Below are 16165 nucleotides of genomic sequence, written 5' to 3' on the forward strand. Positions count from 1 at the left end.
GTACAGGGCCTCCCCGATCCTGCGGGCCTTACCGGTGAGGCCGGCAGACGAGCATGCCGCCCAGGCAAGTGACGCGAAACGCGCCCTCTGCCCGAATGACCTCGTCGACCCGCTCCCGTGCGCGCTCGATCGTCTCCCTGAACGGAACGCCCATCCTGTCCGCCCAGGCTTCGTACGAGGCAAGGTGCGCGACGACCGGTTCGGCGTCGGTCACCTCGATCACCCCGGGGAGGAGGATCGTGCGGATCTCGCCGAAGACCGTGCCGAGGATCGTCGGCGCGTCCTCCAGGGTGAAGCGGGCAGACAGCTGCACTCGGGCCGGACCCTCGTGGACGCCCAGCACGTCGCCCGCGGCCTGGCGCCAGAGCTGCTCCAGTTCCCGCTTGTCGGTCTGACTGTTCGTGGAGACGATGGCGATGCCGCCGGGTGCCAGTACACGGCCCAGCTCCCGCACGGCCTGGGCCTGGTCCTCGACGTGGTACAGCATGTGCAGTGCCAGAGCCGCGCCGAGGGCTCCATCCGCGATGGGCAGCTGCTGGACGTCCGCGACCACGGCTCCGGGGATGGCGCCGAGGATGCCGTGGGAGACGTCCATCGGAAGCACGGTCAGGTCGGGACGGTCCTCCCGTACCCGGGCGACGAACGTGCCGTTGCCGCAGCCCGCGTCCGCGACCGCGCCGCGTGTGCCGGCCAGCTCGTTCACGACGATGCCTGGAAGATCGTGGCGCGGGGTCTGCCACTGGTAGAGGGACTGTCGGGCGGCCAGGTGCTGGCCCGTGCCGTACGCCTTGGTGGAGAGGAGGCTGCGGTCGGTGACCGAATGATCATGCGTGGGCTGGGCGGTCATCGGGGCTCCGTGGGGTTGCTGGCGAGAGCGGGCCGGACGGTCACCTCGTGAATGTGCGCGCGGAGATCGACTGCCGACTGTGCGCCACGGTACGGCTCGCTTCCGAGGAGCGCGGCCAGATTGCGGAGCCTGATCGTGATGCTCGCCGTGTATCCCTCGGCGGTGAACACCTCCGAGGGCTTCGCAGCAGCTCCCTCGATCTCACCACTGGCAAGGCAGGCCGTGGCCAGGTCCAGATGGGCGGCATGTAGATCGCCGGGCGAGCGGTCGCCTTCCGGCCCGGCCCGGTACAGCTCCACGGCGCGATCGGACGCGCTTATGGCGTGCCGGATCTGCTCGTCGCCCCCGACGGCCAACAGCGTGGTCCCGGCGTAGGTCCACTGCTTGGCCTCGGGGAAGGTGAATACCCCGGGCAACTCGTCGCGTCCCGCGGCACCCCGCGCCTCCTGGGCGAGTGCCAGTATCCGCAGCGCGCTGTGGTTGTCCCCTTCGGCTGCGCGGGCCCGTGCCTCCAGGCTCAGCAGCCGGGCCTTGATCGTTCCCGTTCCGGGGCCTCGGCCCTCGCTCTGCCCGGCCTGTGCAAGGTCTCCTGCCCGCCGGTACTCCCCCGCCCAGTAAGCGGCCAGTGACTGGAACGACCGTGCCCATGCGCGCAAGGGTGAGTGCTCAGAGATCTCCGCGCACTGCACCACAGTGCGGGCATGCGTGGCCGCGGCGGAGCGGTGCCCCAGGTCGAGTGACGCATGCGCCGCGAGACCGGACAGCCACCCCGCAACCACGTACAGGTGCCGAGTCTGCCTGGGGTGCTGTCGGCCCTCCAGTAACCGGAACACCTCCGTACGAGCCGTGCGGATCTCCGGGACCATGAGGGACAGAGGTCGGCTGACGAAGTCCCGCGCGAGTCGTTCAACGTCCGCGTCGAACTCCTCCAGCACGAGGGCGTTGACGTTGGTCTCCGCCGCATGCCGAGTCAACCGGGCGGACAGCTCCGTATCGGCGGCCAGCGATCGGACATCACCAGGCGGGGCCCCTGCGGCCGGCCTTCCTTCCGGTGCGGCAGCCCCCTTGGGGTAGAGGCCCAGCTCCGCCTCGCTGGCGACCTGGAACACCACGCACAAGGCCGCCCTGTACTCGCCGGAAGGCCAGGCTCCTCGCTCAAGACGGGAGACCCAGTTCGCGTCAAGCTCCGGGACTCGCCCAGTGGCCTCCTGGACCTGCGCACAGACGCGCCCCGCGACCTGGGCCTGAGTCCATCGCTGGGCATTCCTGCGTCCGCGAAGAGCTTCGTTCGCCATCATCCCGCCGTCCGCTGGTCGAGTCGGGCGCCGAAAGCGTAGCCGCAATCTGCCTTCCGAGTGCCTACAACGTGCCCAGCGGAATGCCCTGTTGGGGTTCTGGCCGGCGGAGTTGACTGATCTCAGCCGCCCGGAGAGGCGGCCTCCCCTCGCAGCGGGCCGTAGGGCCGTCCGCAACGTCACGCCTGCGGCCCGCTGCGTCCCTGGAGTGCAGTGCCCGACCGAGACCGAGGAGAGGCGCAGTGTCCGCCAAGAGCCGTATCCGTCAGCGTCAGACCGTGCCGGGCTGGGTCAGTGAAGGCACCCTCGTCCACGACCCGCTGAAGGGCCGCACCGGCATCGTGCAGTTCATCGGCGAGTTCGAGGACCCGAAGACCCGCGTCGTCATGCAGAACGCCGTCTTCGCGCGGCCTGAGAGCGGTGGGGTGGAGTGGGTGGTCGAGGACCCCTCCAGCCTGGAACGCGGCTGACAGCAAGCCCCCTGGGGCTGGCGCCAACAGCTCGCCGTCCTCCTGTACGTCATCGCCGTCAGCGTCCTGGTGGTCACCCTGGCCGTTGCCGGAGACCCCGGGAGCTGACTCACAGATTTCCCGTCGAGACCCCGGCGGGATCCCTTGAGACCAAGAAGGAGTTCGTGATGGACGAGAACGCTCCCACCGAGCAGACCAGCGGTCTGCTGATCGGTGTCCGCCGCATCGCTGCGGCCCGCTCGCGTGCCGAGGAGGCCTCGGACAACACGGGCGGCCGGTCGGACATGAACGACAGCTGATCGACCGAGGAGACCCACGGTGATTGATTCCGCATCGTGGGCCGGGCGTCTGGGCGGGGACACGTTCCTCGCCCGGACGTGCTTCCAGGCCCACACAGTGATCCGCTCCAACGGCAGCGCCCGCCTCTCGCTGCTGACCTGGGACGACCTCAACGAGATCGTCGCCTCTCACCGCCTCGGACCGCCCCGGATGCGGCTCTCGCGCGCCGGGGAAGTGATTCCGGCGACGGCGTACTCGGTCCTCCGCACGAACCGTCGAGGGGTGTCCTGGTACCTGCCGCAACCTGCCGAGTTCCACGCACGGCTTGCCGAGGGCGCGTCCCTGGTCATCGACGCGATCGACCAGATTCACCCGCCCGTCCGGGAAGCCGCGGCCGGCCTCGAGCGCTTCTTCCGCACCCCCGTGCAGGTCAACGCGTACGCCTCGTGGACCGCCGAGGAAGGCTTCGGCACCCACTGGGACGACCACGACGTCGTGGTGCTCCAGCTCGAAGGCTCCAAGCGGTGGAAGATCTACGGCCCGACCCGGCAGGCCCCTGCCTGGCGCGACGTGGAAGCACCCGAGACCCCGACAGGGGAGCCGATCGCGGACATCGTCCTGACGCCCGGCGATCTGCTCTACCTTCCGCGTGGCTGGTGGCACGCCGTGAGTGCCGACCAGGGCACTGCATCTCTCCACCTCACCTTCGGACTCGCCGCGCAGACCGGCGCCGAGTTCCTGGGCTGGCTGTGTGACGACCTCAGGGCCAGCGTGACCGTCCGGGCGGACGTACCGCGTTTCGGCACCCCTGAGGAGCGGGCGGACTACCTGGCTGCCGTACGCAAGGACGTACTGGCCGCGTTGGACGACCCTGCGGTGCTGGACCGCTGGCAAGCGTCCCTGGACGTGACGCACCCCGGGCGCCCGCGGCTGTCGCTGCCCCACATCGCCGCCGTTCCGGCCGAACCGGGCATCACCGTCCAGGTCACGGTGTCCTGTGCTCGTATCGACCAGGACGACCAGGCCGTGTCCTTCGCCGGGGCGGGGAGCGAGTGGACCTTCGCCCTCCCCGTCGCCCCGGTCCTCCGCCTTCTCGCCGACGGACCGCCGGCCACCCTCGCGGACCTGGCCGCCGAGTCCGGTCTCCCCCTCGTCCAGGTGGCGGAGGTCGTCTCCGCGCTGGTTGCCGGTCAGGCCGTTGCCGTCGTCGGGGGCTCCCTGTGACGGCTTCCCTGGGGCTGGGAACGTACCGGGTGCGAGCCGTCGAACAGGCGGCTCGCACCGCATGCGCCGACGGGCTCGTGTGGATCGACACCGCCCCCAACTACGGCAGCGCCCACCAGGTACTGGGCCCCGTCATCGCTCACCACCCGCGCGCCATGGTGGCGACGAAGACGGGTTTCTTCGCTCCGGATGAGGGCGCGGCTGCACTTCGAGCCGGGGCCCTCGCCGCCGCCGAGGTTGCGGCCGGACACAGCCTCGATCCCGGATTCGTCCGCTGGCAGACGGAGAGGTCTCTGGCTGCTCTCGGCCGGATCGACCTCGTGTTCGTGCACAACCCGGAGCACGCCGGCCTCCGTCCCACGGAGCTCCATGCGGCACTCCGTGATGTGTTCGCGGTGCTGGAGGATTTCGCTACCGCGGGCAGGATCGGCGGGTACGGCGTGGCCACCTGGTCCGGGTTCGCGCACGACGCCTTCTCCGTGTCCGAACTCCTGGGCCTGGCCATCGAAGCGGCCGGTTCGGGTGAGCATCACCTCCGGGCCGTCCAACAGCCGGTCAGCCTCGTCATGGCAAGGCCCATCGCCCTCTCCCTCGATGGCCGGGGCCCCCTCGTCCTGGCCCGTGCGGCGGGCCTGATCACCTTCGGCTCCTCGCCGCTGCACGGCGGTGAGCTGCCCAGCCTCGTCACGCCCGAACTGGCCAAATTCATCCGGCCGGGGGCCTCGCCGGGTACCGCCTGTCTCCTCGCTGCGGCCTCATGCCCGAGCCTGGACGTGGTACTGCTGTCTGCCGGAACCGCCCCTCACTGGGCGGCCGCGAAGGCCACCGTCGCCGCCCCGCTCGATCCGGGCCACCTCAGGAAGGTCACCGATGTACTCGCCCGAGGATGAGACCACCAGGGTACGCATGGAGGACGCCCTGGCCGATGCCGCCGCCCGCCTCTCGGCCACCACGACCGGGGCGCCGGCCTGGGGATGGCTCGGTCGCACCATCGGAAGCCGCACCGAGGGCGGCCACTGGCTCCGCGTCCACTGCGGCGAAGCCGCCAAGACCCCCGCCACCCGCAACGAGGGGATCGCCCTCGCCGAGGAACGGGTGTCCGACAAGGTGTCCCGGCCGCGCCTCCACGACCTGCACCGCTGGGACGGCGGCGCGTACGTCTTCGAGGCTGAGCTGATCGACTACATCGCCCAGCCCGTCATCTCGCCGGAGACGCCGGAACTCACCGAGGACCCGGGCCTGCCGGACTCCTGGTGGACGACCCTGCGGGAGAGTCTTACCGCTCTCGGCACCGCCGAGCCGCCCCGCGAGACCATCCGTCAGTCCTGGGCCGACCGGGCCTTCCCCGAGCTTTTGGGAATCCCCGCCCCGGCCATCACCGAACGCGTCACCGGGCACGGCGACCTCCAGTGGGCCAACCTCACCCACGATCCTCTCGTCATCCTGGACTGGGAGCGCTGGGGCGCGGTCCCCGTCGGCTACGACCCTGCGATGCTCTACGTGAACAGCCTCCGCGTCCCCGCCGTCGCCGACCGCATCCGCGCCGAGTTCGCCCCCGTCCTCGACACCCCCGCCGGCCGGATCGGCGAACAGATCGCCCTCGCCGAGATGCTCCAGGCCGTGGGGCGTGGCTGGTACGTGGAGTTGGCCCCGTTCCTCCGCCAACGCGCGGAAGATCTGACAGGGGTCCGTCCTCCGGCCTCGTCCCTCGCCCAGCCGACCGCCTGACCGGCGTCCGTACGAGCCCCGGCCCGCCCTGACGTGTGGCGGGGGTGTGGGATCTGAACCCACGGTGACTCGTGCCGCGACGGCTTGACGGACCGTGTAGAAAGAGATCTCGAACGGCCGGCGACAACCGCCTGGTCAGACCCACTTTTCCCTGGGGGGAACCCATCATGCGCACCCACGCGCTCCGAAGAACCTTCGTGTCCCTGCTCGTCGTGTCCGCCTCGGCGACGCTGGTTCCCGCCGCGGCCGCCCCGGCCACGGCCGCCCCGGCCCAGTGCCGCGGACCGCAGAGCGGTGTCCTCGCGACGCTCTACCCCGGCCAGCGCCTGGAGGCGGGGGCCCGCCTCGTGGACAGGGTCAGCACCACCGAACTGGTCATGCAGCCCGACGGCAACCTGGTGCTGTACGCACTCGGCACCCCGGGCGGCTACAAGCTCCCCCTGTGGGCCAGCGGCACGCACGGCAACCCCGGCGCCTACGCCACCATGCAGGCGGACGGCAACTTCGTCGTCTACAAGAAGGGCGGCGGCGACGGTCTGGGCGGCGCCCTCTGGCACACCGGGACGTACGGCAACGGCGGGACGGGCAGCGTCAAGGCGTCCCTGCTCGGCGGCGAGTTCCTCGTCGAGGGCCGCAGCGCCACGCGGTGGTCCACCCGCAGCTCGGAGCGGCAGGCCTGGCTGTGCTCGGACGCCGCGACGGCCGCCGAAGGCTGGTGGACGGGCAACTGGGCCCAGTCCGCGACCGTGTGGCTGGTCCTCCAGCAGGACAACAACCTCGTCATGTACCGCAAGCGGGACGGCAAGGCCGTCTGGAGCAGCGGCACGTACGGGGGCAGCCGCCGGGTGACCCTGCAGATGGCGCCCAAGGACCGCGGGGACCTGACCCTCGTCGAGGAGGGCCGCACCACGGTCCGCTGGCGGACGGGCACGGCGAACAACACCGGTGCCTACGCCCTGCTCCAGGACGACGGCAACTTCGTCGTCTACAAGAAGGACGGCGGCCCGGGCAAGGGCGGCGCCCTCTGGCACTCCGGGACCTACAACAAGGTCTGACCGGCCCCCGGGTCCGCGCCCCACGGGCGAGCGGCACGTCCCGCCCGCCCGTGGGGCCTTCAGCGGCCTCCGGCCCTGTCCGAGGCCGTCGAGGATCTGGTCCGGTCCGTAACCGAACTCGTCCCCGAAGCGGTAGCCCGGCCGCATGACGTGAGCCGTCGCGATCTCGGCCGGGTACGGGTACTCGCCGTCGCCGAAACCGCTCATGACGGCGTCCGCCGGGTCGGCGGTCTCCTCGGGCGACCCGAACGGCAGGCTCTTCTCCTGCAGGGCGAACCCGTAGATGTAGCTGTCGAAGACCGCGACGGCATGCGCGGTCATCGCGAGGGAGAAGCCTCCCCGGCGCAGGCAGCCGAGAACGGCGTCGTGGTGGCGCAGGGTGCCCGGCTCCGGCGTGGACCGCGCCCGGGTCACCGCCGTGGCGAGCACCGCCAAGCTCGACGCCGTGCGGGCGCTGGGCGCGGACCGCGTGATCGACTACACGCGCGAGGACTTCCTCGCCGGACCCGCGCCGTGGCACCGTCCCCCTTCACCAGCCGGCACCTCGGCACCTTCATCGCCTCCGAGCACGCCGACGGGCTGCGCGACGTCACCGCCCACATCGACGCGGGCACCCTCAAGCCCGTCGTCGACCGCGTCCACCCGCTCACTGAAACCGCCACGGCCCTCCGCCGGCTCCTCGACGGCCGCACCACGGGCAAGGTCGCGCTCACCGTGGCCGCCGGCTGACACGGCCCGCCGGCGGCAGCCCGCACGACGGGCCCCGCCGGACCGTACGAGGTCCGGCGGGGCCTTTCGCCATGCCGTGGCGCCGGACCGGTCAGTCGCCGGTGTTGGTGGCCCAGACGGGCTGGTTGCTGCCGTTGTAGACGACGACGTTGCCGTCGTCCTGGACGGACAGGTACTGGCCCTTGTGCCAGGTGCCGGCGGCCCAGACGGGGTTGCCGCTGCTGTCGTAGACGACGAAGTTGCCGTCCGCCTGGAAGACCGCGGTGTCGGCCTTGGGCCAGACGCCCGGCGCCTGCCAGACCGCACGGCCGTCCTTGTAAAGGACGAAGTTGCCGTCGCTCTGGACGCGCAGGACGGTCCGGCCGTTGCCGGAGGTCCACGCCTGGTTCTTGTGGAGGGTGGAGCCGCCGGAGAAGTGGGCGTCGCTGCGCGCGCTGGAGGCGGCGGGCGCGGACGAGGCGTCGGCAGCCGGGACGGAAGCGAGGGCGGGCAGGAGGGCGAGGGCCAGCACGGGAAGACCGCGCCGCACGAAGTGCTTGATCATGGAACGAAGTTGTAGTCGCGCCGCGTCCCGGGCAGACAGTGCAGAAACGACGCACTCACCCGTCCGGCCCAGCACCTTCAGCGCCGAAACGCCACTTCACTCCCCCGCGATCTCCCCGTCCCCCACTTCAAACCAACGAAAAAGCCCCACTACGGCGCAAAACCGATCTCGGCGTCGCCCATCCGCTCCAGGCTCCAGCGGACCATGATCTCGGCGACGGCGGGGTACCGCTCGAAGAGCTCCTCGTCGGTCAGCTCCACCTCGGCCCGCGTCGCCGCCGTGCGGACGGCGGTGCCGTTCGGCAGGGTCATCGCTCTCGTGTGGAACTTGCTCACGGGACCTCCAGCGCTCGCGTAGCCGAGGCGATCACGATCCGTCCGACCGGAGGCCCGCGTCAACCCTTCCGGAGGAATTTATTCCGGGGAGCGCACAACGCTCCGCCGAGCACCGGAGGGTGTTACAGACGGCTCGGTTTTCGCCACGGTCGGTGGGGTGTTGGGGGCCGCACCGGTGTCGGTGCAGACGCTCGGATTCACCGGTCGCCGACGAACGCCACCGCCGGGAAGGCCGGTGACGGTCCGTCGAGGAGGTGTCCCCGGCGGTGGCGCAGGTGCTCGTCGAAGAACGCGAGCGGGTACGCCTGCTGGATCCTCACCGCCTGGTCGGGGTCGAGGGTGCCGATCACCTGCTGGAGCTGCTGTCCGCTCCATCCGAGCAGCTTCGCCACCTGGGGGAACAGCGCCTCGTTGTCGCCGTACGAGACGTGGGCGGCACCCTGGGCCTGGAGGTTCAGCCGCCAGCCGCGCAGGTGCGACCAGAACGCGGCGGCCTCGGGGTCCGCGGCCCGGGTGAACACGGCGGACATCATCATGAAGGGCCGGTCCAGGTCGCCGGCCAGCGGCGGGTTCATCTGCATCGGGGCGTCGAGGCTGAGCCCGGCCCGGATGCGCTCGTCCGCGAGCGCGGCGCAGGCGGTGGCCGTCCCGCCCTTCGACCAGCCGAACGCGCCCGTGCACCGCGGGTCGAGGGAGCCGAGCAGCCCGGCCGGCAGCTCCCTGCGGTCGACGTCGGGGTTGCACCCGGCGGCGAGCTGCTCGACGCAGTCGAGGACGAAGCGCAGGTCGGCGGCGAAGTCTCCGGGCAGCGTCGGCGCCTGCCGGTCGCGCAGCGGGACGCCGATCCGGCCGTCGGGGAACTCGGTGTACGTGTCGTACTGGTGGGCCACCGTCACGGCCGCGTATCCGTGGCTGGCGAGCTCCTGGACCATGACGGTGTGGTCGCCCTGGTGGCTGTGCGCGCCGTGGGAGAACACGACGACGGGCAGCCGCCGGCCCGTCCGCCGCACCGGAGCGCCCACGTGGCCGGCGGTGAGCGGCCCCAGGGGGACCAGACCGGCGAGCCCGACGTCGGTGAGGAACGCCTGGAGTGCGCCGGCCGGCATCCAGGGCGCCACCGGGTACCGCTCGACGTCGCGTGCGGGGTACCAGACGGTGGCCATCAGCTCGCGGAAGCGCCCGGGGCCCGCGATGTCGTCCGGGCGCGACCGGTCGACGAGGTGCAGCTGGACCGTGCCCACCGGGTACGGGCCGGTCGGCCCGGGCAGTACGAGCCGCGCCGGGCCGGAGGCGGCCGCGGCCGGGGCGGCCCACGCGGGGCCGGCAGCGGCGGCGGCGAGCGGCACGGCGGCCCCGGCGGCCAGCGCGGCTCCCATCATGCGGCGGCGCGTCATGCCCTTCGGGCTGGTGAACGGCGTGGTGATCAAGTGCCCTCCCCTGGTGACGGATCGTCCATCGTGCCGCGACGGTGGGACCGTCGCGGCACGGGGGAACCCTGTCACGGCACCCTCCCGCGCGGCATCGGCCCACGGGCTTACGCCCCGGGGCTACCAGGAGAAATCCTGTTGTCGGGGGTGGAGGTGCCGGTCCAGAGTGAGGCGAGACGGAACGTATCGTTTTGTTCGTCTCGTCTCGTCTCGCCTCATTTCGTTTCGTTTCGTCTTGTTTGGTCGTGTGGGGAAAGGGGGTCACGCCGTGCGTGCTTCATCAGGTGGCGGCAGTCAGGTCGTGCTGTCCGGGGTGGGCAAGCGGTACGGGACCCGGACGGTGCTGGACCGGGTCGGGTTCTCGGTGCGGCCCGGGGAGCGGGTCGGGGTCGTGGGGGACAACGGGGCGGGGAAGTCGACGTTGCTGAGGCTGCTGGCCGGACGGGAACGGCCCGGTGCGGGCGAGGTGTCCGTACGCGCGCCCGGCGGGGTGGGGTACCTCGCCCAGACCCTCGACCTCCGGGCCGGGGCGCGGGCCGGTGACGCCGTGGACCGGGCGCTTGCGGGGCTGCGGGAGCTGGAGCGGCGGATCCGGGCCGCCGAGGAGCGGCTCCGTCTCGCCGGCCCCGAGGAGGTCGAGGCGTACGGCCGGCTGGTCGCCGAGTACGAGGTGCGGGGCGGGCGGGACGCCGACCGGCGGGTGGCCGCCGTCCTGCGGCGGCTCGGCGAGCGGGAGCCGATCGAGCGCGGGCGGCTGCTCGGGACGCTGTCCGGCGGGCAGCGGTCGCGGCTGGCCCTGGCCGCGGTCCTGGCGGCCGAGCCGGAACTGTTGCTGCTCGACGAACCCACCAACGACCTGGACGACGAGGCCGTCGGGTGGCTGGAGGATCATCTGGTGCGGCGGACCGGAACGCTCGTGGCCGTCACCCACGACCGGACGTTCCTGGACCGGGTCACCACCGCGATCCTGGAGGTCTACCCCGAACGGTCCACCGTGCACCGGCACGGCAACGGCTACGCCGGCCATCTGGTCGCGCGGGCCGCGGCGCGGGCGCGGCGGGAGAGGGAGTACGAGGAGTGGGTCGCGCAGACGCGGCACATGGAGCGGCTCGCCGACAGCAACATCGGGCGGCTCGCGCAGATCCCGCGCAAGGCGCCGGCCGCGTTCAGCGGCGCCGGGGCCTTCCGCGCCCGGTCGCGGGCGCACGGGGCGATGAGCCGCATCCGCAACGCCCGGGGACGGCTGGCACGGCTGACGGAGCATCCGGTTCCGCAGCCGCCGCAGCCCCTGCGGTTCACCGGGCGGTTCGGGGCCGACGACGGCCCGGGCGGTGGGGTGGACGTCCAGGGGCTGGCCGTACCGGGGCGGCTCGAACCGGTGTCGTTCCGGCTGGCCGCGGGCGAGCGGTTGCTGGTCACGGGTCCCAACGGGGCGGGGAAGTCGACCCTGCTCCAGGTGCTCGCGGGTCTCGTGCCGGCCGGGCACGGGAGCGTACGGGTGCCGGGACGGGTCGGGTTGCTGCGGCAGGACGACCCCTGGTCCGGCGAGGGCCGCTCCGTGACGGGGGCGCTCGGGGAGGAGGTGGCGCGAGCCCTGGTGCGGTTCGGGCTGTTGGGCGCGGCCGACGCGGACAGGCCGGTGCGGGAGCTGTCCGCGGGGCAGCGGCGCAAGCTGGAGCTGGGCGGGCTCGTCGCGGGCGGGCCGTACGACCTGCTCCTCCTCGACGAGCCGACCAACCACCTGGCGCCGGGGGTGGTGGAGGACCTGGAGGCGGCGCTGGCCCCGTACACCGGCACCCTGATCGTCGTCAGCCACGACCGGCGGCTCCGGTCCGGGTTCTCCGGACAGCGGCTGGAACTGGGCGGGGAGGGCGCCCCGGGGGCCCGTTCCGGCACCGCCGACGCGGCCTCGGGGCGTGCGTGCCCCGGACGTGCGGCCACCGCCGCACCGGCGGGAGCGGCCGGGGCGGCCGAAGACGCCGGCCTCTGCGCCGGGTCCCTCCTCCCCCACAGCGTCGGCACCCCGCTCGACGGCCGCGCAGCCCGCGTCAGCGCACCGCCGAACTGACCGCCCCCCCGCACACAAGAGAGCGGGCCCGTCGCGGCAGTGGAGGGCGGCGCCGCGGTGACCTGCGGGCCCGGGGCGCCTTCGGGTGCTGCTACGCCCGGCAGTTGACGACGGTGCCTCCCTCGGGCTGCTCCGTGCGGCAGAGGTTGTCGCCGTTGCCGCCGTCGACGGTTCCCTGCGGGCCGACCACGGTGACCGTGCCGCCGGGCCCCTGGATGACGTCGTCGCCGTCGTCCCCGGAGACGGAGGCGCTGCGGCCCTGCCCCAGGGACGGTACTTCGATCAGGTCGGCTCCGGCTCCCCCGCGGATGACGCTGCCCCGCTCCTCCTCGGGTTCGTGGGCGCCGATCGGCCCGAGGCGGATGGCGTCGTCGCCTTCGTCTCCGTCGACGACGACGAGCCTGGGCAGGCGGGACGTCGCGCGGTTGATCGCGTCCACGGTGATCACGTCGTTGCCGGGGCCGGCCGTCAGCGGGCCGCCGAGCGTGCCGACGGTGAGGGTGTCGTTCCCGGGTCCGCCGCTCAGCCTGCTCGTCTTGTCGTACTCGGGCACGACGTAGGCGGCGAGGCGGAGGGTGTCGTTGCCGGGTCCGCCGTCGATGCCGGTGCCGTGCACCCGGCCGGTGGTGACGGTGTCGTTCCCGGTGCCGCCGTCGATGAGACCGCGGTACGACATGTCGCCGGTGGTGATGGTGTCGTCGCCCGCGCCACCCCGGACGGGGCCCTCGGCGCTGAAGCGGTCCGTGTCGGTCACGGTGATCCGGTCGTCCCCGTCACCGCCGTCGATGGATCCGCGGACCTCGACGGGGTCGCCGCCGGCGACGATGCGGTCGACGGTGATGACGTCGTCGCCGCCGAGGCCGTTGACCGCGCCGTGCAGATGGGCGTCACCGCCCCGCACCTCGATGATGTCCGCCTGGTCGGTGCCGTCGAGGGGCCCGTCGGCAGGACGCAGGCCCTGCGTGCAGACGATGTGGGCACCGCCGCCGGGCAGGGTGCTGCTGGTGCAGCCGGGCGGGAGGGCCGGGGCCGTGGCGGCCGCGGCCGGGAGCGTGGGCGCGGCCACGAGCACGAGCCCCGTGACGAGCGCGCCGACGGCGGTGTGCCTCAAGGGCATGGCTGTTGCCTCCTGTGGGCTCGGTCGTGCCGGCGATGAGGCCAACAGTTCCCGTGCGCCCCGGTACCTCACAAGGGGAGAATCGGCCCGGCTGGATCCCCGGGCGTCCGGGCCCGGCCGGCCGGACGAGGACCGCCGGGCCCGCGCGCCCGGCGGCGTCAGCGCGGCGCGGACAGTTCCGCGTCGATCTCCTCCGTCGAACGGGTCGCTACGGCGCGCTCGAACAGGTCGCGGACCTCGCTGTGCTCCCCGTACGGGTAGCGGACGCTCCACTGCCGGACGGCGTACTCCAGGAGGTCGAAGCGGCCGGCGTGCGCGATCGTCGACGCGGCGAGCAGGCTCTGGCGGACGTCGAGCTGCGTGGTCGGCGGATCGACGCGGTTGGGCTTGCGGACGGCCATGAGGGACTGGAGGGCGAGGACGGGCTCGGGCGAGGTGTAGAAGTACGGGTTGCGGGTCCATCGCGGCGGCTGCACGGCCGAGTCGGGGGTCCAGGCGGCGAAGTCGGCGCGCAGCCCGGGCAGCACCGGAACCGGCCCCTCTCCCGGTCCGAAGCGGCGTCCCGCGAGGACGGCGCCCGCATGGGCGGCGTTCTCGGCGGGGTCCCATGAGAACGTGTCCCGGACCAGGCGGGCGTTGAGCCAGGGGTCGTCCTGGACGAGCAGTTCGGGGATCACCACGTCGCGGCGCAGGTGTCCGTACGGCCAGGGGTGCGGCGGGTCGGAGGGCAGGGTCACCCGGACGCCGTCCAGGAGCGCGTCCCACACCGGCCGGCCGCCGTGGCGGGCCAGGGCGCGGAGCGTATCGGCGTGGCGGGTGGTCCGGACGAGGACGAGGCGGGCGGGCACGCCGAGACCGCCCACGACGGCGTCGGCGATGCGGCCGGGGGCGAGCCCGAGGAGGGCTGCCGCCGCCCCGTGGAGCACGGGAGCGGACTCCTGCCCCTGCCCCTGCCCCATGGACGGCGCCTCCCCGTCCACCGCATCGAGGAGTTCGGGGAGGGTCCCGCCGAAGCCTTCGACGAGGAGCCGTACGGCCCGCGTCCAGGTGCCGGGGGCGCTGCCCAGCCGGTCGCCGATGAGACCGGCGGCTTCCTCCGGCCCCGGTCCGACGAGGAGTTCGGCGGCGGGCACCACGTCGAGCGGTTCACCGCCCCCGGCCAGCCGGGCGGCCGTGCTCAGCAGGTGCGGCAGCGGACCGGCGTAGTACGGGGTGAGGCGGCGCAGCGCGAGCCACAGCCGCGCCTCGGCCGCCGGGGTGTCGATGCCCTCCCGCGCGAAGAACTCCGCGAGGGCGCGGCCGACCGCCTCCTCGGGGACTGCGCCGAGCAGGTCTCCGCACGGGCGCGCGTACCGCAGCAGGTCCTCGACGCCCACTGCCGGCTCCCAGCCCGGGCGGGGTACCGCGGCCGCCGCGACCGTCCACGCGTTCTCGAGCGCCCCGAGGTTTCCGCGGGTCAGAGCGGTGACGGCGGTGTCCCGGTCGGCGAAGAGCCGGAGCAGGTCGAGCCCGCTCCACTGGGGGTGGCCGAGGGCCGTCACGACGTCCGGCGGGCAGTCGGCGCGGGCCAGCAGCACCCCGTACCGTTCGCGGGCCCGCCCGTGGTCGTGCCGTACGTCGGGGTCCGCGAGGCGGCTGCGGACGAGGTCCCAGTCCACCGTGTACCAGCGGTCCCCGGTGATGACCCGGCTCGCGGCGGCGAGTTCGGCCTGGGTCCAGTACCGGAGCGCGGAGGAGGTCACCTCCGCCGGCAAACGCAGGCTCCATACCCGCAGCGCCTCGTCGAGGTGGCGGTCGGCGTCACGCCGCAACGTCTCCGCGGCCTCGTACAGCGGCCGGAGGGAGTGGCCGGCCAGTGCCGCACGGAAGGCTTCGCGCACGCGCGGATCGCCGACGCCGTCGGCCTCGGCCGCCCGGGCCAGGAGCTCACCGGCCAGGCCGGTCCCCCACAGCCGTATCGCCGCCACCACCTGCTGGTAGGGGGTGAGCAGTTCCTCCGCGCCGTCGAGCGAGGCGCGCAGCGCCTGGGCCGCGAGCCCCGGTTCACGGGAGTCGTAGCAGATCCGCAGCAGATCGGGCTCCGCGGGGAAGGACCCCGCGATCAGGGCGTGGACGGCCTCCGTGCGCGGCAGCGGATCGGGGGCAGCGGATCCGAAGGGGCGGCCTTCGAGGAGGGCCAGCCGGACGGAGGGCGCCAGCCGGTGGTCCTTGGACCGCCGCCCGGCGTCGAGCCCGGTGAGCAGCCACTCGTTGACCTCGGGGTCGTCCCGGTCGAGGAAGGAGGACTCGAACGCCGCGTCCTCGACACCGCTGCGCCGTCCGCCCGCGTACGACGCGCCGATCAGCCGCTCCCAGACCCTCCGGTCACCGGTGTCGATCAGGGCCTGCGGGAGTGACGCCCCGGGCGGGGCGGCGGAGACGAACGTGCGCAGTTGCCACGAGGCCAGACGGCTGAGCAGGCCCAGCCGCAGCCCAGCGGGTGCGATCCGGATCATCCAGGACACGGGCGTGCTCGGGTCGATGGAGCTGTCCCGGGAGGCGCGGGACGTCTCGTGGCGCGCGGCGGCGTCGAGCAGGGCCTCCATGTCACCCTTGAAGCTGGTCGCGAGCAGCTCGAACGCGCTGTGCCAGGCCGCCTCGTCCTCGCCCAGCCGCTCCTTGAACCGCTGCTGCACCCCGGGCAGCGGATCGTCACGCCGGGGTCCGGCCGCGAAGTCCCCGGCGCGCGGGGCACGCCACTGCTCCTCCACGGCTCGGGCCGCCGCTTCGGCCGTGGTCTCGTCGCCCTCGACGTGCCGGGCCATCCAGTCGCGCAGGCCCTGCGGAGGGGTGTACCGCGGCCGCCGCAGGATGCCGGCGCGCTCGTGCGGTGTGAGGGCTTCGGCGACCCGGGCGGCGGCGTCCGCCGACGCGTGGGCGAACAGGCGGAGGAACGCGGGGTCGAACTCTTCGGTTTCTGGCGTGCTCACATCACCACACGCTACCCCGCGGCCCCGACGCCCTCCGACTCGGACGAGTCGCGGCGCCGCCCTGCCGGAAACCAGGGC

General features: G+C 73.1%; 15 protein-coding genes and 1 pseudogene. 8 read left to right on the top strand and 8 right to left on the bottom strand.

The genetic code is table 11. The features are described from left to right. Window positions 1–28: 28 nt before the first annotated feature. Window positions 29–847, bottom strand: a complete 819-nt coding sequence (locus AB0469_RS18255; RefSeq protein WP_366452428.1) for a class I SAM-dependent methyltransferase — start codon at window positions 845–847, stop codon at window positions 29–31. Further along, window positions 844–1959, bottom strand: coding sequence for an XRE family transcriptional regulator (locus AB0469_RS18260; protein ID WP_366452429.1), 1116 nt, complete (start codon window positions 1957–1959; stop codon window positions 844–846). Before AB0469_RS18260 ends, AB0469_RS18255 begins: the two co-directional genes overlap by 4 nt. Window positions 1960–2384: 425 nt before the next feature. On the opposite strand from AB0469_RS18260, the gene AB0469_RS18265 reads away from it, so the two are divergent. From AB0469_RS18265 to AB0469_RS18290, 6 genes are all read left to right on the top strand, one after another. After that, window positions 2385–2612, top strand: a complete 228-nt coding sequence (locus tag AB0469_RS18265) for a hypothetical protein (protein WP_366452430.1) — start codon at window positions 2385–2387, stop codon at window positions 2610–2612. A 167-nt stretch (window positions 2613–2779) separates the two neighbouring features. Next, window positions 2780–2911 carry a hypothetical protein gene (locus tag AB0469_RS18270; RefSeq protein ID WP_366452431.1) on the top strand — a complete coding sequence of 44 codons (132 nt, stop codon included), beginning with the start codon at window positions 2780–2782 and terminating at the stop codon, window positions 2909–2911. Window positions 2912–2930: 19 nt separating this feature from the next. Beyond that, window positions 2931–4115, top strand: a complete 1185-nt coding sequence (locus AB0469_RS18275; RefSeq protein WP_366452432.1) for a cupin domain-containing protein — start codon at window positions 2931–2933, stop codon at window positions 4113–4115. Beyond that, complete coding sequence (locus tag AB0469_RS18280; RefSeq protein ID WP_366452433.1) at window positions 4112–5005, top strand: aldo/keto reductase; 894 nt, start codon at window positions 4112–4114, stop codon at window positions 5003–5005. Before AB0469_RS18275 ends, AB0469_RS18280 begins: the two co-directional genes overlap by 4 nt. Further along, window positions 4986–5843 (top strand): hypothetical protein, encoded by an 858-nt coding sequence (locus tag AB0469_RS18285; protein WP_366452434.1) that lies wholly within the window; start codon window positions 4986–4988, stop codon window positions 5841–5843. Before AB0469_RS18280 ends, AB0469_RS18285 begins: the two co-directional genes overlap by 20 nt. A 167-nt stretch (window positions 5844–6010) precedes the next feature. After that, window positions 6011–6898 carry a hypothetical protein gene (locus AB0469_RS18290; RefSeq protein WP_366452435.1) on the top strand — a complete coding sequence of 296 codons (888 nt, stop codon included), beginning with the start codon at window positions 6011–6013 and terminating at the stop codon, window positions 6896–6898. Between the two features lie 225 nt (window positions 6899–7123). Here the strand turns inward: AB0469_RS18290 and AB0469_RS18295 are convergent. Then, a pseudogene (locus tag AB0469_RS18295) lies at window positions 7124–7327 on the bottom strand (TetR/AcrR family transcriptional regulator C-terminal domain-containing protein); the annotation flags it as partial. Window positions 7328–7411: 84 nt separating this feature from the next. Here AB0469_RS18295 and AB0469_RS18300 point away from each other — a divergent pair. Then, window positions 7412–7627: a zinc-binding dehydrogenase gene (locus AB0469_RS18300; RefSeq protein ID WP_366452436.1), complete on the top strand. Its 216-nt coding sequence runs from the start codon at window positions 7412–7414 to the stop codon at window positions 7625–7627. 91 nt (window positions 7628–7718) lie between these two features. On the opposite strand, the gene AB0469_RS18305 is transcribed toward AB0469_RS18300, so the two are convergent. From AB0469_RS18305 to AB0469_RS18315, 3 genes are all read right to left on the bottom strand, one after another. Further along, window positions 7719–8171, bottom strand: coding sequence for a hypothetical protein (locus AB0469_RS18305; protein WP_366452437.1), 453 nt, complete (start codon window positions 8169–8171; stop codon window positions 7719–7721). Between the two features lie 149 nt (window positions 8172–8320). Continuing rightward, the gene (locus tag AB0469_RS18310; protein ID WP_366452438.1) at window positions 8321–8506 is read right to left on the bottom strand and encodes a hypothetical protein; all 186 of its coding nucleotides are present in this window, start codon (window positions 8504–8506) and stop codon (window positions 8321–8323) included. Window positions 8507–8703: 197 nt separating this feature from the next. Then, a complete protein-coding gene (locus AB0469_RS18315) occupies window positions 8704–9933 on the bottom strand; it encodes an acetylhydrolase (protein WP_366452439.1) in 1230 nt (409 codons plus the stop codon). Between the two features lie 268 nt (window positions 9934–10201). Between AB0469_RS18315 and AB0469_RS18320 the strand changes: the two genes are divergently transcribed. Further along, window positions 10202–12001 (top strand): ATP-binding cassette domain-containing protein, encoded by a 1800-nt coding sequence (locus AB0469_RS18320; protein ID WP_366452440.1) that lies wholly within the window; start codon window positions 10202–10204, stop codon window positions 11999–12001. A 91-nt stretch (window positions 12002–12092) separates the two neighbouring features. Here the strand turns inward: AB0469_RS18320 and AB0469_RS18325 are convergent, their stop codons facing one another. Continuing rightward, window positions 12093–13118 carry a hypothetical protein gene (locus AB0469_RS18325; RefSeq protein WP_366452441.1) on the bottom strand — a complete coding sequence of 342 codons (1026 nt, stop codon included), beginning with the start codon at window positions 13116–13118 and terminating at the stop codon, window positions 12093–12095. Between the two features lie 158 nt (window positions 13119–13276). After that, window positions 13277–16087 carry a hypothetical protein gene (locus AB0469_RS18330; RefSeq protein WP_366452442.1) on the bottom strand — a complete coding sequence of 937 codons (2811 nt, stop codon included), beginning with the start codon at window positions 16085–16087 and terminating at the stop codon, window positions 13277–13279. Window positions 16088–16165: the final 78 nt, after the last annotated feature.

This window comes from Streptomyces sp. NPDC093801 (assembly GCF_040701585.1).
Lineage (GTDB): Bacteria > Actinomycetota > Actinomycetes > Streptomycetales > Streptomycetaceae > Streptomyces.

Bases quoted from the DNA above. Each gene is read 5' to 3' on its own strand.
- AB0469_RS18255 (WP_366452428.1), bottom strand. From the start codon at position 847: ATGACCGCCCAGCCCACGCATGATCATTCGGTCACCGACCGCAGCCTC.
- AB0469_RS18270 (WP_366452431.1), top strand. From the start codon at position 2,780: ATGGACGAGAACGCTCCCACCGAGCAGACCAGCGGTCTGCTGATCGGT.
- AB0469_RS18285 (WP_366452434.1), top strand. From the start codon at position 4,986: ATGTACTCGCCCGAGGATGAGACCACCAGGGTACGCATGGAGGACGCC.
- AB0469_RS18290 (WP_366452435.1), top strand. From the start codon at position 6,011: ATGCGCACCCACGCGCTCCGAAGAACCTTCGTGTCCCTGCTCGTCGTG.
- AB0469_RS18305 (WP_366452437.1), bottom strand. From the start codon at position 8,171: ATGATCAAGCACTTCGTGCGGCGCGGTCTTCCCGTGCTGGCCCTCGCC.
- AB0469_RS18325 (WP_366452441.1), bottom strand. From the start codon at position 13,118: ATGCCCTTGAGGCACACCGCCGTCGGCGCGCTCGTCACGGGGCTCGTG.